Origin of the sequence: Seongchinamella sediminis (assembly GCF_003457605.1) — a bacterium.
GTDB lineage: Bacteria > Pseudomonadota > Gammaproteobacteria > Pseudomonadales > Halieaceae > Halioglobus > Halioglobus sediminis.
Genome location: NZ_QRAN01000009.1, coordinates 159,875 through 181,994 on the forward strand (window position 1 = coordinate 159,875; position 22,120 = coordinate 181,994).

Annotated in this window: 18 protein-coding genes; 9 read left to right on the forward strand and 9 right to left on the reverse strand. The window is 62.6% G+C overall.

Annotated elements, in window-relative coordinates; all coding sequences use genetic code 11:
* The first annotated feature begins 61 nt into the window (after positions 1 to 61).
* Positions 62 to 2,095 (forward strand): oligopeptidase A, encoded by a 2,034-nt coding sequence (gene prlC / locus DWB85_RS10390; protein ID WP_117954209.1) that lies wholly within the window; start codon positions 62 to 64, stop codon positions 2,093 to 2,095.
* A gap of 29 nt (positions 2,096 to 2,124) precedes the next feature.
* Here the strand turns inward: prlC and DWB85_RS10395 are convergent, their stop codons facing one another.
* Positions 2,125 to 2,607, reverse strand: a complete 483-nt coding sequence (locus tag DWB85_RS10395) for a 6-pyruvoyl trahydropterin synthase family protein (RefSeq protein WP_117954260.1) — start codon at positions 2,605 to 2,607, stop codon at positions 2,125 to 2,127.
* Positions 2,608 to 2,731: 124 nt separating this feature from the next.
* Here DWB85_RS10395 and DWB85_RS10400 point away from each other — a divergent pair, with 124 nt between their 5' ends.
* Entirely contained in the window at positions 2,732 to 3,433 is a 702-nt protein-coding gene (locus DWB85_RS10400) for an SDR family oxidoreductase (RefSeq protein ID WP_117954211.1), read from the forward strand.
* Positions 3,434 to 4,213: a queuosine precursor transporter gene (locus tag DWB85_RS10405; protein ID WP_117954214.1), complete on the forward strand. Its 780-nt coding sequence runs from the start codon at positions 3,434 to 3,436 to the stop codon at positions 4,211 to 4,213.
* Positions 4,214 to 4,229: 16 nt separating this feature from the next.
* Here the strand turns inward: DWB85_RS10405 and DWB85_RS10410 are convergent, their stop codons facing one another.
* Both DWB85_RS10410 and DWB85_RS10415 read right to left on the reverse strand, forming a co-directional pair.
* Positions 4,230 to 5,285, reverse strand: coding sequence for a Glu/Leu/Phe/Val family dehydrogenase (locus tag DWB85_RS10410; RefSeq protein WP_117954216.1), 1,056 nt, complete (start codon positions 5,283 to 5,285; stop codon positions 4,230 to 4,232).
* A gap of 31 nt (positions 5,286 to 5,316) precedes the next feature.
* Positions 5,317 to 8,817 (reverse strand): indolepyruvate ferredoxin oxidoreductase family protein, encoded by a 3,501-nt coding sequence (locus tag DWB85_RS10415; RefSeq protein WP_117954219.1) that lies wholly within the window; start codon positions 8,815 to 8,817, stop codon positions 5,317 to 5,319.
* Positions 8,818 to 8,946: 129 nt separating this feature from the next.
* Between DWB85_RS10415 and DWB85_RS10420 the strand changes: the two genes are divergently transcribed.
* The 4 genes from DWB85_RS10420 (at position 8,947) to DWB85_RS10435 (ending at position 12,290) form a co-directional block, all read left to right on the forward strand.
* A complete protein-coding gene (locus DWB85_RS10420) occupies positions 8,947 to 9,423 on the forward strand; it encodes an Lrp/AsnC family transcriptional regulator (RefSeq protein WP_117954221.1) in 477 nt (158 codons plus the stop codon).
* Positions 9,420 to 10,571, forward strand: a complete 1,152-nt coding sequence (locus DWB85_RS10425; protein ID WP_239017287.1) for a methionine aminotransferase — start codon at positions 9,420 to 9,422, stop codon at positions 10,569 to 10,571. The genes DWB85_RS10420 and DWB85_RS10425 overlap by 4 nt, the downstream gene beginning before the upstream one ends.
* Positions 10,559 to 11,332, forward strand: a complete 774-nt coding sequence (locus DWB85_RS10430; protein WP_117954223.1) for an amidohydrolase — start codon at positions 10,559 to 10,561, stop codon at positions 11,330 to 11,332. Before DWB85_RS10425 ends, DWB85_RS10430 begins: the two co-directional genes overlap by 13 nt.
* A gap of 79 nt (positions 11,333 to 11,411) precedes the next feature.
* Entirely contained in the window at positions 11,412 to 12,290 is an 879-nt protein-coding gene (locus tag DWB85_RS10435) for a DUF3014 domain-containing protein (protein ID WP_117954225.1), read from the forward strand.
* 19 nt (positions 12,291 to 12,309) lie between these two features.
* On the opposite strand, the gene DWB85_RS10440 is transcribed toward DWB85_RS10435, so the two are convergent.
* Both DWB85_RS10440 and DWB85_RS10445 read right to left on the reverse strand, forming a co-directional pair.
* Complete coding sequence (locus DWB85_RS10440) at positions 12,310 to 13,494, reverse strand: serine hydrolase domain-containing protein (RefSeq protein WP_117954227.1); 1,185 nt, start codon at positions 13,492 to 13,494, stop codon at positions 12,310 to 12,312.
* 24 nt (positions 13,495 to 13,518) lie between these two features.
* The gene (locus DWB85_RS10445; RefSeq protein WP_117954229.1) at positions 13,519 to 14,943 is read right to left on the reverse strand and encodes an aldehyde dehydrogenase family protein; all 1,425 of its coding nucleotides are present in this window, start codon (positions 14,941 to 14,943) and stop codon (positions 13,519 to 13,521) included.
* A 221-nt stretch (positions 14,944 to 15,164) separates the two neighbouring features.
* Between DWB85_RS10445 and DWB85_RS10450 the strand changes: the two genes are divergently transcribed.
* On the forward strand, positions 15,165 to 16,628 hold the full coding sequence (locus DWB85_RS10450; RefSeq protein WP_117954231.1) for an NAD-dependent succinate-semialdehyde dehydrogenase: 1,464 nt from the start codon (positions 15,165 to 15,167) through the stop codon (positions 16,626 to 16,628).
* A 65-nt stretch (positions 16,629 to 16,693) separates the two neighbouring features.
* Here DWB85_RS10450 and DWB85_RS10455 read toward each other — a convergent pair whose 3' ends face one another.
* The 4 genes from DWB85_RS10455 to DWB85_RS10470 all read right to left on the reverse strand — a co-directional run bounded on the left by DWB85_RS10455 (position 16,694) and on the right by DWB85_RS10470 (position 21,453).
* Positions 16,694 to 17,770, reverse strand: coding sequence for a type 1 glutamine amidotransferase domain-containing protein (locus DWB85_RS10455; RefSeq protein ID WP_117954233.1), 1,077 nt, complete (start codon positions 17,768 to 17,770; stop codon positions 16,694 to 16,696).
* 80 nt (positions 17,771 to 17,850) lie between these two features.
* Positions 17,851 to 19,047, reverse strand: a complete 1,197-nt coding sequence (locus DWB85_RS10460) for a sensor histidine kinase (RefSeq protein WP_117954235.1) — start codon at positions 19,045 to 19,047, stop codon at positions 17,851 to 17,853.
* Positions 19,037 to 19,714: a response regulator transcription factor gene (locus DWB85_RS10465; RefSeq protein ID WP_117954237.1), complete on the reverse strand. Its 678-nt coding sequence runs from the start codon at positions 19,712 to 19,714 to the stop codon at positions 19,037 to 19,039. The genes DWB85_RS10460 and DWB85_RS10465 overlap by 11 nt, the downstream gene beginning before the upstream one ends.
* Positions 19,715 to 19,857: 143 nt before the next feature.
* Complete coding sequence (locus DWB85_RS10470; RefSeq protein ID WP_117954240.1) at positions 19,858 to 21,453, reverse strand: isocitrate lyase; 1,596 nt, start codon at positions 21,451 to 21,453, stop codon at positions 19,858 to 19,860.
* 410 nt (positions 21,454 to 21,863) lie between these two features.
* Between DWB85_RS10470 and DWB85_RS10475 the strand changes: the two genes are divergently transcribed.
* Positions 21,864 to 22,120: hypothetical protein (locus DWB85_RS10475; RefSeq protein WP_133300601.1), on the forward strand; the 257-nt coding region annotated here is incomplete at its 3' end.

Genomic DNA, 22,120 nt, shown 5'->3' on the forward strand with positions numbered 1-22,120 from the left:
CAGGTGTTAGCGGCAGCTCACTGGGTTAAAATCGGCGCCGAATCCGACCTGGAAACCCAAGATGAGCAATTCCCTGTTAGACAACGCCGAGCTACCCAGCTTTTCCACCCTGCAGATTGCGGATATCGAACCTGCTATCAGGCAGTTGATCGAGCGCAACAAGGCCGAAATAGACTCGCTGCTGGCGGCCAATGAGCACTACACCGTCGACAACCTGCTGCAACCCATCGAGGAACTCGACGACGAGCTGTCGCGGGTATTCTCCCCGGTCTCCCACCTCAACAGCGTGCGCAACAGCGACCAACTGCGGGCCGCCTACAATGCCTGCCTGCCACTGCTGTCTGCCTATGGCACCTGGATGGGACAGCACCAGGCCCTGTACCAGGCCTACCTGCAGATTGCCGGGAGTGAGCAATTTGCCGGCCTGGAGGCCGGCCGCAGGAAAGCCGTCGACAATGCCCTGCGCGACTTCCGCCTCGCCGGCGTGGCTTTGCCAGAGACACAGCAGCAGCGCTACGGCGAGGTGAAAAAGCGGCTGTCCGAACTGGGCAGCAAGTTTGGCGAGAACGTACTCGACGCCACCAATGCCTGGTCGAAGGAAGTCAGCGCCGAGCAGCTGGCGGGCTTACCGGAATCCGCCCTGGCCAGCGCCCGACAGGCGGCAGAGCAGGCGGGCAAACCAGGCTATCTCATCACTCTGGAATTTCCCTCCTACTATCCGGTACTGACCTACTGCGATAACGCCGAACTGCGCGAGGAAGTGTATCTCGCCAACGCCACCCGGGCGTCCGATCAGGGACCCCACGGCGGGCAGTGGGACAACTCGGCGGTAATGACGGAAATCCTCGACCTGCGCCTGGAGCTGGCCCGCCTGCTGGATTTCGACAACTATGCCCAGTTGTCACTGGCGACCAAGATGGCCGACACCCCGGCCCAGGTGGTGGAGTTTCTCAACCAGCTGGCAGACAGGTCCCACGACCAGGCTCGCCGGGAATGGGACGAACTCAGCCGCTTTGCCCGGGAAAAGCACGGGGTGCAGCAGCTGCAGGCCTGGGACGGGCCCTATTACAGTGAAAAGCTCAGGCAGCAGCGCTACCAGATATCGCAGGAAGACATCCGCCCCTACCTGCCGGCGGACAGGGTATTACCCGGTCTGTTCGAGGTGGTCCGGCGCCTGTACGGCGTGACTGTCGAGGAAGTCGGCGACTTCGACAGCTACCACCCGGATGTGAAACTGTTCAATGTACTGAGCGAGGGCGAGGTCATTGCCCGCTTTTACCTGGACCTCTACGCCCGCCCCAAAAAGCAGGGCGGCGCCTGGATGGACGACTGCCGGGTGCGGCGACAGCGGCAGGACGGCCTGCAGTTGCCGGTGGCCTACCTGACCTGCAACTTCACCCCGCCGGTGGGCGACAAGCCCGCGCTGCTGACCCACGACGAGCTGACCACCCTGTTCCACGAGTTCGGGCACGGACTGCACCACATGCTGACTCGCCAGACAGTGGCCGCCATTTCCGGGATTAACGGCGTGGCCTGGGATGCAGTGGAGCTGCCCAGCCAGTTCCTGGAAAACTGGTGCTGGGAGCCCGAGGCCCTGGCTTTCATCTCCGGCCACTACCAGACCGGCGAGCCGCTGCCGGCAGAAATGCTGGACAGGATGCTCGCCGCCCGCAACTTCAACTCCGCGATGCAAATGGCCCGGCAGCTGGAATTTGCCCTGTTCGACTTTCAGCTGCACATGAACTGGAGCGGCGGCGACGCCGGCGAGATCCAGCAGGTCCTGGATGCGGTGCGGGCCCGGGTCAGTGTTGTGCCAACGCCGGACTACAACCGTTTCCAGCACGGCTTCAGCCACATCTTCGCCGGCGGCTACGCCGCGGGCTACTACAGCTACAAATGGGCGGAAGTACTGTCTGCCGACGCCTATTCACGGTTTGAGGAAGAGGGAATATTCAACCCGGAAACCGGGGCCGCTTTCCAGCGGGAAGTGCTGGCGGTCGGCGGTGCCCGCGAGGCCATGGAGACCTTTGTCGCCTTCCGCGGGCGCGAGCCCGACATTGCGCCGCTACTGCGTCACTCGGGCATCGCCGCCTGAAGGCCAGGCCCCGGGGCAGCCGCTATGCGCTAGCCGCCGCGCCACAGGGAGCCCGCCTTCTGGCCGGGTCCCGAGGCCACAAACAGTTCGATTTCGATCAACCCCTCTCCGGCTGACTGGTCGACGAGCTTGTGCAGCAGGTAGCGGGAGAACTCCTCGACCGTAGCGTTGCGGATTGGCAGCACCAGGGTATCGGCGCGCAGGAACAGCATTTCCTCCCCATTGAAATGCACCCGGTAGTAGTCGCCCTCTTCCTCTATGCGCTGGTGGGGCGACTCGGCCGCCAGCAGCATGTACTCATCCAGCTCCTCGCACAGTGCTGCCAGGCGGTTTTTGTACACGTTGTAGTCGGCGGAAAACCCGTTGTCGCCCAGCGGGGCGACAAAACGGGCGGAGACGGAATAGTTGTGGCCGTGCAGGCGTTCGCGCTCGCGAGCAGAAAAAATAGTGTAATGTGCGGCGGAGAACTTGTGCTTCTCCTTGTCTATGTGCAGCGAGGTGTAATCCGTCATCATCTTCCCTTGCGTATCAGCTGGCATCATTGTCATGCCTGCCAATGACGAGCGCAACCGCGGTGCAAAGCTTGACGCACTGCTGCAAATCCTCGACTCTGGAACAATTTAACGGATTCTATGTATGAAATCGGCAATTATTACTGGCGCCAGCGTTGGCATTGGCAGGCAGACGGCTGCGTTGTTTGTGGCCGAGGGCTATCGCGTATTCAACCTGTCGCGCCGCCCATGCCCCCTGGCCGAGGTTGACAACCTTAGCTGTGACCTGGCTTCCACCGAGTCAGTGGCGGCAACCGTGGCCACCCTGCAGCAGGAGCTCGCCGGTGGCGGCACCGTTGCCCTCGTTCACAACGCCAGCCAGATGCTCAAGGACAGTTGCGGCGCCTGCGACAGCGCCAGCCTGCGAGGGGTCATGGAAACCAATGTCGTGGCCATCAACAGCCTCAACCAGGGCATACTGCCGCTGATGCAGGCGGGCTCCAGTATTACCTATGTCGGCTCCACCCTGTCGGAAAAGGCGGTGGCGAATTCCTTCAGCTACGTGGTCAGCAAGCACGCGCAACTGGGCATGATGCGCGCCACCTGCCAGGACCTGATGGGCAGGGGTGTCCACACCGCGCTGGTGTGCCCGGGTTTTACCGACACCGAGATGCTGCGTACCCACATTGGCACCGACCCCGAGGTGGAGGGCGCGATTGCCGGCATGAACAGTTTCAACCGGCTGGTGCAGCCGGTCGAGATTGCCGAGCTCATCCACTGGGCTCACCACCACCCGGTGATCAACGGCGCCGTACTGCATGCCAACCTGGGGCAACGGGAAGCCTGAATGGCGCAGCTACAGGCGCACATACAGGAGCGACGGGAACGGGTATTCCTGGTGCTGGCGGGCACCTTCCTCTGCGCCATGACTCTGCTGAACGTGATCGGCATCACCCGCTTCGTGCAGCTGGGCCCCATGGCGCTGGCGGTAGGGGTTCTACCCTACCCCCTGACCTTTCTCTGCACCGATCTTATCTGCGAGCTGTATGGCAAGGCCAGGGCCAACTTCCTGGTATCGGTCGGCCTCGGACTCAACTTCATGATCCTCGGCGTACTGCTGCTGGGCAACAGCCTGCCCTCGGTCCCCGCGGACAGTATGCCGCCCTGGCAAATCCTGCAACTGGCGGCACCGGTGGCGCTGCCCAACGGCGACATGGTGGAGCAGTCGGTAGGGCTATACCAGCTGATATACGCCACTACCTCCGGGGCGGTGTTCGCCTCCATGCTGGCCTACATCGCCGCGCAGTACTGCGATGTACAGCTGTTCCACTTCTGGAAGCGGGTAACCCGCGGCAAATATCTCTGGGTGCGCAACAACTTCAGCACCCTGATGAGCCAGATGGTCGATTCCATCATGGTGATTACCGTCACCTTCGGCGCCGCTTTCCTGCGCGACGAGATGACCTTCAAAACCCTGTTGCTACTGGTGGGCAGCAACTACCTGTTCAAGGCGACGGTGGCCCTGCTGGATACAGGCCCCTTCTACCTGGGTGTTTACTACCTGCGGCGCTACCTGCACCTCACCCCGGGGGAAATCGCCACCCCGCTGGGTAGCAGCGTCAGCTAGGGCCTGACCACACAACCTAGGCGGCCAGCGACTGGCCGGCGCGGTTGATAATGTCCCGCGCCAGTTCCTCGGCAATGGCATTGGTGTGGCGATGGCTTTCATCGGCACGCTGCAGCACCTGCGAAAGGGTCTGCTCGATGCGCTGGATATGGGCCCGTTTTTCACTGTCGGCGGAACCGCTGCGCTGGTGATGCACGTCGATAATACCGCCGGCGTTGATCAGGAAATCCGGGCAGTAGAGAATCCCCCGCTCCTGCAGGCTGACGCCGTCTGCTTCGGTGGCCAGCTGGTTATTGGCGGCGCCGGCGACAATACCGGCGCGCAGGCCGGGAATGGTTGCGGCATTGAGTATCGCGCCCATGGCGCAGGGCGCAAACACGTCAACCTCGGCAGCGAGAATGGCGTCGCTGGCCACGGCTTGCACCCCGTGGTCCTGCACCGCCCGGCGCAGATTGTCCTCGTTGACGTCGGCACCCAGCACCGTGGCGCCGGCATCGGCCAGGTAACCGGCCAGGTAGTAACCGACGTGGCCCAGGCCCTGCACCGCGACGCGCACACCCTGCAGGCTGTTCTCGCCGAGGCGGTGGCGAACGGCGGCGCGTATGGCCAGGAACACGCCCCGGGCTGTACTCGGGGACGGGTCGCCGCCAAATTCATTATCGTCCATGCCGCTGACATGCGGGGTACGTTCGGCCATCAGGCGGATATCGGCGACACCGGTGCCTGAATCCTCGGCGGCCACGTAGCGACCGCCCTGGGAGTTGACGAAGTCGCCCATGGCGCGCATCAGCGCCGGCGTCTTGTCCTTGCGCGGATCGCCGATAATCACCGACTTGCCGCCGCCGAAGGGCAGCCCGGCCAGGGCCGATTTATAGGTCATGCCCCGGGACAGGCGCAGCACGTCGTTGAGCGCCTCATCATCGCCGGCATAGGGATACATGCGGCAACCGCCCACCGCCGGACCCAGTACCGTGCTGTGCACGGCGATAATGGCACGCAGGCCGGTGGCCGCGTCCCTGCCGAAAGTAACCAGTTCGTGGCCATCGTAGGCCGGTGCATCAAAAATAGACATCCTGCTATCCTCCCGGGATATTCTTTATAGATCAGGCCGCGTTCAAAAAGCGGACGCTTGACTCTTCCACCGCCTCGCCGCGCAGCCGCGCCAACAGGGCTGCCTGCTGCTCCTGCAACTGCTCGCGATTGCGGTCCTTGATGTGGCCGTAGCCACGCAACTGGTAAGCACTGGCCGCCAGTTCCACGGCGGTGCTGTAATTATCATCGTCGAGATGCCTGGCGATCTCGCTCAGCAGCTGGCAATAGTCAGCGATATCCTGTCGCTCCTGTCTGCGCTCGGTGGTATAGCCAAAGATATCCAGCGCGGTACCACGCAGGAATTTCGCCTTCGCCAGCCAGCTGAAAGCGGTTTGCATCCAGGGCCCGAACTCTCTCTTGATCAGCTCTCCGCTCCCCGGATCCCGCTTTGAAAACAGCGGCGGCGCGAGGTTGAAGCGAAGCTCGTAGTCGCCCTCGAAGCGGGCTGCCAGCTTGCGCTGGAATTCGCCATCGGAATACAGGCGCGCAACTTCGTATTCATCCTTGTATGCCATCAAGCGGTAGAGCTGGCGGGCGCCAGCCCGGGTCAGCGAGTCGTCCTCATCGGGCCGGGGGTCGACACTGCGCAGCCGGTCTATGTGCTGGCGGTAGTCTTTCGCGTAGGCGCTGTTCTGGTAGTCAGTCAGGCGCCGTTCCCGGTCGGCGATGAGCTCGTCGAGGGTCAGCGGCGTTACCGTGTCCTGCTCCGGGGGCAGCAGCGACAACACCTTCTCCGGCTGATCGGCGCAGCGGCGCCCCCAGAGGAAGGCCTGCTTGTTGAAGTCGATCGCCACGCCATTGAGCTCGACCGCCTGTTCCAGGGCCTCGCTGGACACCGGCACCAGTCCGCGCTGCCAGGCGAAGCCCAGCAGGAACAGATTGCTGGCGATGGAATCGCCCAGCAGTTCGGTGGCAACCCGGGTGGCATCGATAAAGTGGCAGCTGTCCGCACCGACTTCCGTGACCACTTTGTCCTGCATCGCCCGAGTGGGGAATTTGGCATCCGGATTGCGGATAAACGCCGAGGTCGGCACCTCCGCTGCATTGACCACGGCATAGCTGCGGCCCTGTGCCACCTTGCCCATGGCCTCGTAGGTGGACGCTACCACCAGGTCGCAGCCTACCAGCAGGTCCGCCTCGCCGGCGGGAATGCGCACGGCGTGAATGTCTTCCTGGTTTTCGCTCACCCGTACGTGACTGACCACCGCACCGAACTTCTGCGCCAGGCCGGTCTGGTTCAGGGTGGCGCAGCCCTTGCCCTCGATGTGCGCAGCCATGGCGACCAGTGCGGTGATGGTCAGCACACCGGTGCCGCCAACGCCGGTAACAACCGTGTTCCAGGGTCTTTCCAGCGAGGGCAACTGTGGCTGTGGCAGCGGGTCGAACACCAGCTCGCCGGCGTTGGCGACGGCGCTGGACTTTTTCAGCTGGCCGCCGACCACGCTGACGAAGCTGGGGCAGAAACCGCGGGCACAGCTGTAATCCCTGTTACAGGCACTCTGGTCGATTTCCCGCTTGCGACCCAGCTCGGTTTCTCTGGGCAGCACCGACAGGCAATTGGATTTGACGCTGCAATCACCGCAGCCCTCGCATACCGCTTCGTTGATAAACAGACGCCTGGCCGGATCTTCCAGCATGCCCTTTTTGCGCCTACGGCGTTTTTCGGCGGCACAGGTTTGCTGGTAGACGATCACCGAGGTGCCCTTGAACTCCCGCAGTTCCTTTTGCAGGCTGTCCATCTCGTCGCGATGGTGCAGGCTGTAACCCGGCGTCGCGGTAAACTGGCCGCGCCACTGCTGGGGCTCATCGCTGACCAGGGCGATACGACGGACGCCTTCACCGCGCAGCTGCATGATCAGGTCTGCCAGCTTCAGGCCCCCGTCCACCGGCTGGCCGCCGGTCATGGCCACCGCGTCGTTGTAGAGAATTTTGTAGGTGATGTTCACCTTTGCAGCCACAGCCGCCCGTACCGCGAGAATGCCGGAGTGGGAATAGGTGCCGTCACCCAGGTTCTGGAACACGTGCGGGATGTCGGTAAACGGCGCCTGGCCCACCCAGGTCACCCCCTCACCCCCCATCTGGGTAAAGGTGTGGGTTTCCCGGTCCGGCATCCAGGTTGCCATGTAGTGGCAGCCGATGCCGCCCATGGCATGACTGCCCTCGGGCACCCTGGTGGAAGTGTTGTGGGGGCAGCCGCTGCAGAAATGCGGCACCCGCTCAATGGTATCGCGCGGGGTGGCGAGGGAGGCTTCCTTTTCCTCGATCCAGCGGATCCGCCGGTCCATGGTCTCCGACTGGTAAAAGCGGCGCAGGCGGCTGTGAATGGCCAGGGCAATGGTTGCCGGCGACAGTTCGCCCAGGTTGGTCAACAGGTCGCGGCCGTGCTCGTCAAACTCGCCGATCACCCGCGGACGCGAGTGCGAGGCGTAGTTGTACAGCTGGCCGGTAAGCTGGTCCTCGATAACCGAGCGCTTTTCCTCCACCACCAGGATTTCTTCCAGTCCCTCGGCAAACGCCGCGGTGGCCCGGGGCTCCAGCGGCCAGGGCATGCCGACCTTGTAGACCCGCAGGCCGATCTCGGCCGCCACGGCGTCGCTGATACCCATGTCTTCCAGCGCCTGCATCACATCCAGGTAGGCCTTGCCTGAGGTGACAATGCCCAGGCGGGCATTGGGCGAGTCAACCACGATCCGGTTGATGCCGTTAACCCGGGCAAACTCCCGGGCCGCGTAAATTTTGTACTTGTTGAGGCGCCATTCCTGTTCCAGCGGCTTGTCCGGCCAGCGCCCGTGCACGCCGCCCGGCGGCAGCTCAAAGTCTTCCGGAATCACGATCTCGATACGGCCGGGGTCGATGTCGGCGGAGATCGCCGAATCCATGTTCTCGGTAATGGCTTTCAGGGCTACCCAGCAACCGCTGTAGCGCGACAGTTCCCAGCCATACACGCCCAGGTCCAGCACCTCCTGCACGTTGGCGGGCGCCAGCACCGGCACCGAGGCCCCCATGAACATATGTTCAGACTGGTGCGGCAGGGTGGACGACTTGCAGGCGTGGTCGTCACCGGCCACCGCCAGTACGCCGCCGTAGCGGGAGGTACCGAAGGCATTGGCGTGCTTGATCACGTCCATAGAGCGGTCCACGCCCGGGCCCTTGCCGTACCACATGCCGAACACGCCGTCGTATCTGGCGCCGGCGAACAGGTTGGTCTGCTGGCTGCCCCAGACGGCAGTGGCCGCCAGCTCCTCATTAATGCCGGCTTCGAAATGTACCTTGTGTTGTTGCAGCCAGGAACGCGCCTTCCACATGGACTGGTCAACCGTACCCAGGGGCGAGCCGCGGTAACCGGAAATAAACGCCGCGGTGTTGAGCCCGCGCCGCTGGTCGCGCTGGTGCTGCAGCATCGGCAGCCGCACCAGGGCCTCTATGCCGGTCATGTAGGCGCGGGTGGCGTCAAGGGCGTACTTGTCGTCCAGGGAGACCTTGCGCATTGGGGTCGCGTTCTGAGAACTCATGATAGCTGCCGTGTACTTATGTAATCTGCTTATTCTGGCCAAGGTCAGCGGAAATTGTTATTTGATTTCATCGAATATTTCGGCAACATGTGCATAATTTATCCACTAGGAATGACTTAACAGATTAAAATGACCGAGTCTCTCTCCAGACAGGATATCGACATCCTGAAAATGCTCCAGCGGGACAGCACCACCAGCACCGCGGCCATTGCCGAGCGCATCAATATTTCCCAGTCCCCCTGCTGGCGACGCATCAACCGCCTGGAACAGGATGGCCTGATCAAGCGGCGGGTTGCGCTGCTGGATCGCACCGCCCTGGGCATGGATGTGGTGGTATTCGCCACCATTAACCTGACCTCTACCGGGCGCCAGAACCTGATGGAATTTGAGCGCGAGATTATCGATCACCCGGAAGTGATCGAGTGCTATACCATGACCGGGATCTGGGACTACATGCTGAAAATAGTCACCCGGGACATTCGCCACTACGAGGATTTCGTGCGCAACACCCTCACCGCCAGTCCGTCGATCCGCGAACTGCATTCCCACATGGCGGTGACCGAGATCAAGAACACCACCGAACTGCCCCTGGATACCCAGCTTTGAGCCCGCGCATCCACAGCAAGCTACCCAGGGTCGGCACGACTATTTTCGCCCGCATGTCTGCCCTGGCCGCTGAAACCGGTGCACTCAACCTGTCCCAGGGCTGCCCGGATTTCGACGCGCCAGAGGAATTGCGGGAGGCGCTGGCGAAAGCGGTCATGGACGGCCACAACCAGTACGCACCGCTCGCAGGCTTGCCCGCCTTGCGCGAACAACTGGCGATCCAGCAGCAACTGCACCGGTGTGTGGACTGCGACCCGGACAGCGAAATCACCGTGGTGCCCGGCGCCACCGAAGGCATCTTCTGCGCCATCATGGCCAGCGTCCAGCCGGGAGACGATGTGCTGGTGCTGGACCCCAGTTACGACAGCTATGTGCCCGCTATCGAGATGGCCGGCGGCAGGGCGGTGCGGGTCGCGCTGCGCCAGCCGGACTTTGCGGTCGACTGGGAGGTGGTTGCCGCCCGGCTCAACTCACGCAGCCGGATGATTGTGATCAACTCCCCGCACAACCCAACCGGAACCATGCTGACCGACAGCGACCTGCGCACCCTGGAGGAACTGGCCGTCCGTCACGACCTGCTGGTCTGCAGCGACGAGGTATACGAACACCTGACCTTCGACAGCCGCCCCCACCGCAGCGTGTTGCAGTACCCGCAACTGCGGGAGCGCAGCTTCGCCCATTTCTCCTTCGGCAAGACCTTCAGCGTTACCGGGTGGAAAACCGGCTACTGTGTCGCTCCCCCGGCGCTGACCGCCGAGTTGCGCAAGGTGCACCAGTTTGTCGCCTTCGTGGCGGTCACCCCGGTACAGCAGGCAGTCGCTGAATTCCTCGCGCAATACCCGGACTATCCCGCCGGCCTCGCCGATTTTTACCAGCGCAAGCGGGACCTGTTCTGCGCCGCTCTGGCCGGATCCGCATTCAGTTTTGAACCCAGTGCCGGCACCTATTTCCAGTTGTTGGACTATAGTGAGATCAGCCGGGCGGCGGACCAGCAACTGTGCGAACGGTGGACCCGGGAGTTCGGGGTGGCGTCCATTCCCGTCTCGGTGTTTTATGAATCGCCGCCGGAGCAGCATTACCTGAGATTCTGCTTCGCCAAGAGCGATGTCACCTTGAAACAGGCCGCGGAGATTTTATGCGCGATTTGAGCGTTACCCTGGTACAGCCGGAACTACAGTGGGAACAGCCTGCTGAAAACCGCAAGGCCATTGGGGAGGGCCTCAAGGGGCTGGCCGGCAAGACCGACCTGGTGGTACTGCCGGAAATGTTCACCACCGGCTTTTCAATGAACGCCCTGGCTAACGCCGAGCTCCCCGGTGGCGTCACCGAACAGTGGCTGCGAGCGCTCGCCAGCGAACTGGACTGTGCGGTCACCGGCAGCATTGCGGTGAAGGTTGGTGACGATGTTTACAATCGCATGCTGTTTGCGACCCCGGAAGCGCTGCACCACTATGACAAGCGCCACCTGTTCCGCATGGCCGGGGAACACCAACGCTATCGCGGCGGCAGTGAGCGCGTGATCGTCGAGTGGCGCGACTGGCGCATACTGCTGCAGGTCTGTTACGACCTGCGCTTCCCCGTGTTCAGCCGCAACCGGCAGGACTACGACCTGGCGCTCTACATTGCCAACTGGCCCGCAGCCAGGCGCATGCACTGGCGCCAACTGCTGCTCGCCCGGGCCATCGAGAACCTCGCCTGTGTGGTCGGCATCAACCGTATTGGCAGCGATGCCAAAGGTTTGGACTACACTGGTGATAGCCTGGCAGTCGCCGCGGATGGCCGGCTGCTGGCCGACCTCGAGGCGCGGGCCGATGTCCGCACGGTAAGCCTGTCGGCGGGAGAACTGCGCCAGTACCGGGAGCGCTTCCCCGCGCACATGGACGCCGACCGCTTCAGCCTGGACCGCTGAGTAATTTCGCCGCCGGGTGAACTGGCCATCACGGAAACAGTCATAGCAAGCAAAGTGCTACACAACAAGAGGACTCGTCATGCAGGTTGATTCGGAAGATCGCTACGCCCCGGAGCAAGACTCACCCGGGCTGCCCAAGCTGCCTATCGCCCTGGCGGTGCTGGCGCTGGTTATCGGTATTGCCTGGTACTTCAGCGGCAGCAGCCCCGAACCGGAACCACCCGCCGCCGAGCTGATCACCCCGGTACCGGCGGAGTCACCGCCGCCGCTGGCGCCGCCACCGGCACCCGCACCGGACATCCCGGCACCGACAACCATTGGCACCGATACCAGCGACCCCAATGATACGGTTATAGAGCCGGAGCCAGAGCCTGAACTGACACTGGAAGACAGCGACCCCGTGGTCAGGGAGACCCTGGCCCCGGCGCTGGATAACAGCGTGTTCGCCCAGGCGCTGCGCCAGGATGACCTGCTTGAACGGGGCACCGCATTCATCGACGCGGCGGGCAAGGGTTCACTGCTCAACAAGGTCTTCACCCTGCCGCCGCCGGAAGGCAAATTCGAGGTGCGGGAAGAGGCCGGCCGAGTAGTGATGGATCCCGCCACCTACGCCCGCTATGACGACTACGCCGAGGCCATCGGGGCCCTGGATCCGGAGACCCTGGCCGCGGCCTTCCACCGCTTCCGGCCGCTGCTGGAACAGGCCTACGGCAACCTGGGTTACCCGCAGGAGGACATGGACAACAGCCTGATTCGCGCCCTGGACCAGGTGATCGCCGCGCCGGTGCTGGATGAACCGCCGGCCCTGAAACAGCATGTGACCACCTACACCTACGCCGATGAATCTCTGGAAGAGCTGCCGCCGATTGCCAAGCAGTTGCTGCGCATGGGGCCGGACAACCAGCGCATCATCCAGGACCAGGCCCGGGCACTGCGGGCTGCACTGCTGGCCGAATAGCTGCGCGGCGTGAGGCCGCCTATTCCCTGTCGACCGCCGCCTGCACGGCGCGATAGAAGGCCTGGCGCTGCTCGCTTTCACCGTCGACACCGCGGGCCCGCGGCCAGTTGCTGTTGGAAGCGATCACCAGTTCCCGCGCGGGATCGATAAAAATCCCCTGGCCGAAAATACCCTGGGCGGCATAACTGCCGTCATCGTAGGTCCACCACTGGTAGCCATAGCCCCGGCCCGGCACACCGATATCGGCCTGCTTGCGGGTTGCCGCGGACAGCCAGCCCTGGGGCAGTATGCTTTGACCGTTTACTTTTCCACCACCGAGCATGAACAGGCCGAAGCGGGCGAAATCCCGGGTGGCGGCCTGCAGGCAGCAGCCGCCTATCTCATGGCCGGTCGATCCCAGCAGCCAGCTGGCGTCCTGCTCCATGCCATAGGGCGTCCAGATTTTTTCCGCCAGGTAATCCGCCAGTTGCTTGCCGCTGGCGGCGCTCACCAGCACCCCGATCAGGTTGGTTTCGCCGGTTTTGTACACCCACTCCGCGCCGGCGGGCACGTCCCGCGGCAGGGCGCGCATGTAGCTGACGGTGACGTCCACGCCCGGCTCCGCCTGGTGCTCATTGAACTGGGCGACATCGCTGTTCCGGTCCTCGTAGTCCTCGTTCCAGGCCACGCCCGAGGTCATGGTCAGTAACTGGCGGATGGACACATCGTCGTAGGCCGAGCCGCGCAGGCCGGGAATATAGTCGGACACCCTGTCGTCGACACTATCGATATAACCGTCCGCTATGGCGGCACCCACCAGGGTCGAGGTAAGCGACTTGGCCACCGAAAAGCTGGTCCAGCGGCCGGCGGCGTTGAATCCCAGACCGTATTTCTCCAGCCGGACCGCACCGCCCTGGACGATGACCAGACCTGCCGTGCGCTGCTGCGCCATGTACTGGTCAACATCCAGATCCAGCACCAGTGGCTCACCCGCCGCCAGCGGCGATACCCCACTACCCGCTGCAACCACCCGCGAGCGCGCCAGTACCGGCAGCCGGTCCATGGTCCGGAATGCGGCATCGCGCTGGGGCAGCGACCAGAACAACACGTTCCGGTCGCTGGGCAGGTTGGCCAGCAGGGTGCGTGTGTCCCTGTCCGTGCCCAGGTAAACGCCTACCAGGATCAGCGAAACGACCGCAAACGATACAAGCAACCACTTCCGCATAGCTTCGCCGCTCTCTCCCTGCCGTCAGGCTGCGCCGGACAGCGCCTTTACTTCCAGGTAGTCGGTAAAGCCGTGGGCTCCCCACTCGCGACCATTGCCGGACTGCTTGTAGCCGCCAAAGGGGGTGTTGAGATCGCCGGAAGTGCCATTGATACTGATATTGCCGGCACGGATCCGGCTGGCAACATCCATCACCTCGTCGCCATTGTTGCCCTGTATGTAGCCGGCAAGCCCGTAGGGCGTGTCGTTGGCGATGGCAATGGCCTCTTCCACGCTGTCGTAGGGCATCATGACCAGCACAGGGCCAAAGATCTCTTCCCGGGCGATGGTCATGTCATTGTTGACCTTGCTGAATACCGTGGGCCTGACGTAGTAGCCATGCTCCAGCCCCTCGGGACGACCGACACCACCGCACACCAGTTTCGCGCCTTCATCAATACCGGCCTGGATCAGGCCCTGGATCTTGTTGAACTGGGCCTCGCTCACCACCGGCCCCATGGTAGTCTCTTCGGCTTTGGGGTCCCCCACCACCACCGACCCGGTAACCGCAGCGGCAATCGCCTCCGCCTGTTCCAGCAGGGACCGGGGCACCAGCATGCGCGACGGCGCGTTACAGGACTGGCCGGTGTTGTTGTACATGTGCATCACGCCGCGGGTAACGGCGGCCTCGAGGTCCACGTCCTCGAGAATAATATTGGGCGACTTGCCGCCCAGCTCCTGGGTGACGCGCTTGATACTGGGAGCCGCGTTCTGGGCCACCAGGGAGCCTGCCCGGGTGGAGCCGGTGAAGGACACCATGTCGATTTCCGGGTGCGATGAAATCGCGGTGCCAACGCCGGCGCCATCGCCATTGATCATGTTGAACACGCCAGCCGGGACGCCGGCCTCATGCATCACCTCGGTAAACAGATAGCCGGAAAGCGGCGCCACCTCGGAGGGCTTGAGCACCACGGTGCAACCGACAGCCAGTGCCGGCGCCACCTTGCAGGAAATCTGGTTGATCGGCCAGTTCCAGGGGGTAATCAATCCGCAGACGCCGATCGGCTCCTTGATAATCCGGCTGTTGCCAGCCATTTCCTCGAACTCGTAGGTTTTCAGAATTTCCAGGGCCGTGGACAAATGTCCGAGACCGCTGGCAGCCTGGGCATCGACCGCCAGCCTGGTCGGCGCGCCCATTTCCTCGGAAATAGCATCGGCGATGTCGTTGTAGCGCTTCTGGTAGGTCTCGACCACCGCCGTCAGCAGGGCTATACGCTCGTCCCGGGAGCTGCGGCCGTAGCTCGCAAAAGCCGCCCGGGCCGCCCGGGCCGCCTTGTCGACATCCGCCGCGGAGCCAATGGAGATAGTGGCGCACACCTGTTCAGTGGCGGGATTGATCACCTCCAGGGATTTCGGTGTCACCGGGTCTACCCACTCACCGTTGATATAAAACTTGTCATACACTCTCATAAATCTCTCCAGCTTGTCTGTCTGTTCCGGGATTGAAATCACGGGGACGCGGCGGCACTCGTCTGGCGGCCGGTCTGCAGGTCGGAGAGGCAATATAGCACCCGCCACCGCTGGCGGCCAATGCCGGGCGCCCGGCCAGAAACTGCTGGCCTGCCCCCCCGGCCGGCGTGATAACCTGAGCCCGATTGCAAGCGACCTGTACCCTAGAAAGGAAGAAAACCATGTCTCTATCCCTCTCCGATCCCGGTCTGCTGAAAGGGCAGGCGTATATCAACGGCCAGTGGGTAAACGCGGATGATGGCGCCACGTTTGCCGTCACCAACCCGGCCACTGGCGAACACATCATTGAAGTGGCCATGGTGGGCGCCGCCGAGACGGCCCGGGCCGTGGCCGCCGCCGATACCGCCATGACGGCCTGGAAGAAACAGCCGGCCAAGGCCCGCGCCGGGCTGCTCAGGAAATGGTTCGACCTGATGATGGAGCACCAGGAGGACCTGGCCCAGATCATGACCGCGGAACAGGGCAAGGTGCTGGCCGAGTCGCGCGGTGAAGTCGCCTATGGCGCCGCTTTCGTCGAGTGGTTCGGCGAGCAGGCCAAGCGTATCGACGGCGATGTGATCCCGGCCCCCTCAGCTGACAAGCGCATTGTCTGCATCAAGCAGCCGGTAGGCGTGGTGGCCGCCATCACCCCGTGGAACTTTCCCAATGCCATGATCGCCAGGAAGGCGGCCCCCGCCCTGGCGGCAGGCTGCAGCATCGTCATCAAGCCAGCCACCGAAACCCCGCTATCGGCCTTTGCCATGGCCGAGCTGGCCGAACGCGCAGGCATTCCCGCCGGCGTCATCAACGTGGTGGCCGGCAGCTCCAGCGACATCGGTGGCGAACTGACCTCCAACCCCGTGGTGCGCAAACTCACCTTCACCGGCTCCACCCCGGTGGGCAAAAAGCTCACCGCCGCCTGTGCCGACACCATGAAGAAAGTGTCCATGGAACTGGGCGGCAATGCCCCCTTTATTGTCTTTGACGACGCCGATATCGACGCCGCCGTCGAGGGCGCGATGATCTCCAAGTACCGCAATGCAGGGCAGACCTGCGTGTGCTCCAACCGGCTGTTCGTGCAGGCGGGCATCTACGACCAGTTCGTGGAAAAGCTGGTCAAGGCAACGGCTGAACTCACAGTCGGCAACGGCGCCGAGGATGGCGTGGTGATCGGGCCGCTGGTCAACAAAAAGGCGGTCAGTGATGTAGACCAGCTGGTGCAGGATTCAATCGCCCAGGGCGCCAGCCTGGCCGTAGGCGGTGGTGCTCACGAACTCGGCGGCTGCTTTTACCAGCCCACCGTGCTCACGGAAGTCACCGCTGAGATGGCCGTGTTCCGCAACGAGATTTTCGGTCCGGTCTCCCCGGTGATTCGCTTCTCCACCGAGGAGGAAGTGATTGCCATGGCCAACGACACCGAGTTCGGCCTGGCATCCTACTTCTACACCCGCGATATAGGCCGCGTGTGGCGGGTCGCCGAGGAACTTGACTACGGGATTGTCGGCATTAACGAGGGGATTATCTCCAACGAGATGGCGCCCTTCGGCGGCGTCAAGGAGTCCGGTTCCGGCCGCGAGGGCTCCAAATACGGCATCGATGATTACGTCGAGATCAAGTACATGCTGATGGGCGGGCTGGACCGCTAGAACGGGCGGTAACGGCAAAAGAGCAGAATGGTCGCGCACCACCCTGCCCTGCTGCTTCACGTGAGCTAGCGACCGCTGATGGTTTTGGCGTGCTGGGCGAGCACCAGCAGTTCAAGGCCGGACTTCAGCCGCCAGCGCATGACCGCCAGCAGCCCGTGCATGATGATCAGGTTGCGGTTCAGGTCTTCCCCGGCATTTACCAGGGCATCCATTGCCTCCCGGGCGCCCACCTTGCCCAGCAGGTGGTACTGCAGCAATACATCCACACTGTTCTCGATCCCGGTGGCCCGCCGGGGGACGGGGGCATATCCCAGCTGTGACACCATGGCCTCGGCTGTCGCATACACCGACCAGGGATTCTGGCCGGTGACCAGGCCGGCGCTAACCGCCACGTTTTCCAGATAGGGGGTTCCCACCACCACCTCGGCACCCTGCTCGCGCATCCGGTCTTCCAGCAGGAAAGGAAACAGTTCGCCCGCCTCCGGGATCAACAACAGCTCCTCCTCATTGCTGAAGCCGGTTACCGGCTTGCCCGCGAGGAAGGGCCGGCCATTGTCCAGCATCACGTTTGCCAGCGCCGCGGGACCGTGACAGACCGCACCCAACAATTTGCCCTTGTCCGCATAGTCGCGCACCAACTGGTGAATATAGGGGTTGTCGGGAAAATCCCACATGGTGCCCTTGCCACCGACAAAGAAGGTCGCCCGGTAGTCATTGCCGTCGACGCTGGCAAGGGGCAGGGTGTCTTCCGCCCGGGCCATCGCGTCCGGGTCGTTGAGAAAAGCGTAGTCCAGCGGCCCCATATCCTCGTCATCGATAACGGCCCGCGCTGCGCCGCCCAGGGGGCTGGCGATATCGACCTCGAAGCCATTAACGGTAAACACGTAGTAGGCCCGGGACAGCTCCGTCAGCTCGTAACCGGTGGGCTTGCCGCTGTCACCCATCTCGGTTTCACTGGTGACGACGATCAGGACCCTGCCGCGATGCTCTGCCACCCGTTGCTGGTAGTAGGGCAAATCCTCGGGCGTGGCTTTTTGCAGGCCGGCGGCTGCGGTAGGCTCTATCAGGCTGAAAAACCAGGCAACAAAAGCCCCCGTTGCAGTGACAATCCCTAAAACTGAAATTCCAAGTGTTTTCCACATCGTTATGCTCTCCTTGTGAGCGGCTTGATGTGGCTATAGTGCAAGGGGGGACGTCAAGGGCGCGTGAAATTTCCGCGGTTTTACCAGCGCAGAACTACACGAAACTTATCGCCGGTCGCCTCGCGCTCAAAGCGCCAGCTCTGGGCCCCGGCAAGACGTTTGACCAGGTAAAGCCCGTGACCCAGGCTGTCGGCATGGGGCTGCGATGTCCCGCCGGCGCAGGGGTTTTCCAGTAGCAGCGATTTACCCTGGAGCCTCATTTCCAGGCATTGGGGGCTGGCGTAACGCAGGGCGTTGTCCACCAGGTTGGCCAGCAACAGGCGGGTGAGCTGCTCGTTGCCCCGCGCCCGGGCACCGTCGGGTACCGCGAGAACCACCTCGAATGCCTGGTCCTCCAGAATCCCGCCGCGCTCGATCAGCAGTTCTTCCAGCAAGGGGCGCAGCGGGATATCCGCAAGCAGCGAGGACTCCGCCCTGGCCAGGGCGAGCAGGCCGGCCAGCAAACCCTCTATCTCCCGGCAGGATCTGGCCACCTGGGCCACGTGCGGATTGTCCTGCGCCGAGGCGGACAACAGGGTGCTGGCATTGCGCAGTGTTGTTAGCGGGGTGCGCAGTTCATGGCTGACATCGCGGGTAAATGCCGCTTCCCTGGCCAGCGCATCCTGCAGTCCGGTCAGGGCCCCATCCATGGCCGATGCCAGCACCCCCACCTCATCCTGCTGGGCAACATGGGGCAATGGCCGCGGGCGGGGGCTGGTCGCTATCGCCCGGGTCAGCTCCCTGACCGGACGGGTGGTCATGCGGGCGATGAAATAAACCGCAACCAGACCGAAACAGAGGGCAATAACGAAGCCGATCACCAACAGCACGATCAGCTCCGGCGACATCCTGCTGACCACCAGCCAGGGCGACACCTCAGCCACCAGGATGACCGGCGCCGCTCCGCGAAACTGCAACCAGCGATAGTGGTAGTGGGTGTCATCGCGGGTAAACACTTCTCCACCACCGGGGATGGGCCGCAATTGCTCGCTGATGACTCCGGGCAGGGCCTCGGGGTCGGTGTAGAGGGTGAATTCAGGCAAGGCGGGGGCCGGCAACTCCCCCCTTGTCTCATAGGCCTGCTGCAACAGCGCGATCTGGCTGGCCATTACCCGGCCGATGGTGGCGTCCTCCACCACATAAGCCAGCAGCATTGCCAGGCCGATCCAGAGTGCCGTGTTTGCCAGCACGAACAGGCCGAGTATCGCGAACAGGCGCCCCTGGATACTAGTCCTCATCGCAGACCAGGCGGTAGCCGACGTTGGGCAGCGTCTTCAGCATGGCGGAATCGAATGGCTTGTCCAGCACTGCTCGCAGCCCATAAATGTGGGAGCGCAGGGCGTCGCTGTCTGGCGGGTCGTCACCCCACAAGCGGTGGATTAACTGCGAGCGGGTTACCGCCTCCGGGTAGGCCTCGACCAGTTCACGCAGAATGCGGAAGCCGACACCGGTAAGCTTCAGCAGTTCGCCCCTGCGTCTGGCTTCCTGGCTCTTCAGTGACAGGCTGAGTTCGCCCAGGCTCAGCTCCGCGGTTTGATGCAGGCGGTGGCGGCGGCTGAGTGCCTCGCAGCGCAAGCGCAGTTCACGCAGGTCAAAGGGCTTGGTCACGTAGTCGTCGGCGCCTTCCCCATAACCGGAGGCCTTGTCTTCAAAGGAGTCCCTGGCGGTCAGCATCAGCACGGGCAAATTGTAGTCCAGCTTCGTCTTGAGGCGGCGACAGACGGCGAGCCCATCCATATCCGGCAGGTTCAGGTCCAACACCAGCACATCGAATACATCGCCGCGAGCCAAATCCACGCCCTGACCGCCGCTGCTGGCACAGTCTACCGTCCAGCCCAGACCTTCCAGGAAGCTGACAAGCTGAGCCACGATTGTGCCATTATCTTCCACCAACAGGATTTTCACGGCAGTCCCCCGTTTCCCGCCAACCCGGTAGGCAGCCTACACTAAATGAGCACTGGTGAAATCCGCGTGAAACCGCGGCCAGATTGCAGGCACAAAAAAGGGCGGGGTAAAGCCCGCCCTTTTTTGTTTGCTTCCAGCGCGGCTTAGCCGAACTGGTTCATGGTGTTGTCTTCACCAGCCGCCTTGAGGGCGGCATCACCGGCGAAGTATTCCTTGTGGTCGTCGCCCATGTCGGAACCGGCCATGTTCTGGTGCTTGACGCAGGCGATACCCTGGCGGATTTCCTTGCGCTGCACGCCAGCCACGTAGCCGAGCATGCCCTGTTCGCCGAAGTACTCCCTGGCCAGGTTGTCGGTAGACAGGGCCGCGGTGTGGTAGGTGGGCAGGGTGATCAGGTGGTGGAAGATGCCTGCTTCGCGGGACGCGTCGGCCTGGAAGGTGCGAATGCGGTTGTCCGCCTCGGCAGCCAGCTCAGTCTCATCGTACTCAACGCTCATCAGGTTGTCGCGGTCGAAGGCGGACACGTCCTTGCCTTCTTCCGACCAGGCGTCGAATACCTGCTGGCGGAAGTTCAGGGTCCAGTTGAAGGACGGGCTGTTGTTGTACACCAGCTTGGCGTTGGGCACGACTTCACGGATACGGTTAACCATGGCGCCGATCTGGCCAACGTGGGGCTTCTCGGTTTCGATCCACAGCAGGTCGGCACCGTTCTGCAGGGACGTGATGCAGTCCAGTACGCAGCGATCCTCGCCGGTGCCCTTGCGGAACTGGAACAGGTTGGAGGGCAGGCGCCTGGGACGCAGCAGCTTGCCATCGCGGTTGAGGACCACATCACCGTTGTTCATGTCTTCCAGGGCAACTTCCTCGCAGTCCAGGAAGCTGTTGTACTGGTCGCCCAGATCGCCGGGCTCGTTGGTTACCGCGATCTGCTTGGTCAGGCCGGCACCCAGGGAGTCGGTACGGGCGACGATCACACCGTCGTCCACGCCCAGTTCGAGGAAGGCATAGCGCACGGCGCGAATCTTGGCCAGGAAGTCCTCGTGGGGAACGGTCACCTTGCCGTCCTGGTGGCCGCACTGCTTCTCATCCGATACCTGGTTTTCCAGCTGGATGGCGCAGGCGCCGGCTTCGATCATTTTCTTGGCCAGCAGGTAGGTCGCCTCGGCGTTGCCGAAACCGGCGTCGATGTCAGCGATAATGGGCACAACATGGGTCTGGTGGTTGTCGATCTGGTTCTGGATGTCTTTTTCCCTGACCTCATCTCCCGCTGCGCGAGCAGCATCCAATTCGCGGAACAGACCACCCAGTTCACGGGCATCGGCCTGGCGCAGGAAGGTATAAAGCTCTTCAATCAGACCGGGCACGGAGGTCTTCTCGTGCATGGACTGGTCAGGCAGGGGGCCAAACTCGGAGCGCAGGGCGGCAATCATCCACCCCGACAGGTACAGGTAGCGCTTGTTGGTGTCACCGAAGTGCTTCTTGATGGCAATCAGCTTCTGCTGGCCGATAAAGCCGTGCCAGCAGCCCAGTGACTGGGTGTACTGGGAGCTGTCGGCGTCATACTCGGCCATGTCCTTGCGCATGATCGCGGCGGTGTAACGGGCGATGTCCAGGCCGGTCTTGAACTGGTTCTGGAGGCGCATACGGGCGGCGGATTCGGGATTGATCTCGTCCCAGGGAGCACCGGCGTCGGCACGCAGTTGGGCGATTTCACTGATATGGTCTTGATAGGTAGACATGTTGTTACCTCTGCAGGTTGAGAACTATGGACAGCCGGGCGACTCGGGGTCAGCCAGTCAGTGCAGGCATAGTAGTCCCGCACCCTACATAATTGAAATAAATAGGCGGGATTTTTGCTATTCACTGGACAAATACAAGGACAAATACAGTGGCAGGCATCGCTGCTTACAGGCATCGCTGCTTACAGCCTCCGGTGCGATCCTTTTGCAGGAGGAACGGCTCGTCAAGTTCGGTATTCCCAGACCCGAAAGTGTCCCGTTGATGTGAATGCTACAACTTGTAATGAACTGCGCACTTATGCAAGCTAGCAACGTTAGCTGGCTTGACTGCTCTCTCCAGGCAGCATCCAGTTTCACATGAAGTAGTATTAAACATAAAAATTAGTAATTACTAAGCATGGGAACTCACTATGAATAATGGCAAATTTCCGCCTGGAAACCCCTTTCGCCTGCTCACCCTGAGCGCCTCGGTTGCCACTGTAATGGGACTTGCCCTGCCGGCTGCCCAGGTCGAGGCCCAGGAGAGAGGCGCCCGCGGCAGCTCGTCACTGCTCGAAGAAGTCATCGTCACCGCCCGCAAGCGCGAGGAGGGTTCGCAGGACGTACCCATGTCCATCAGCGCCTTCAACGCCAACCAGATCGAGGCCCTCAAGGTACGCGACCTGAC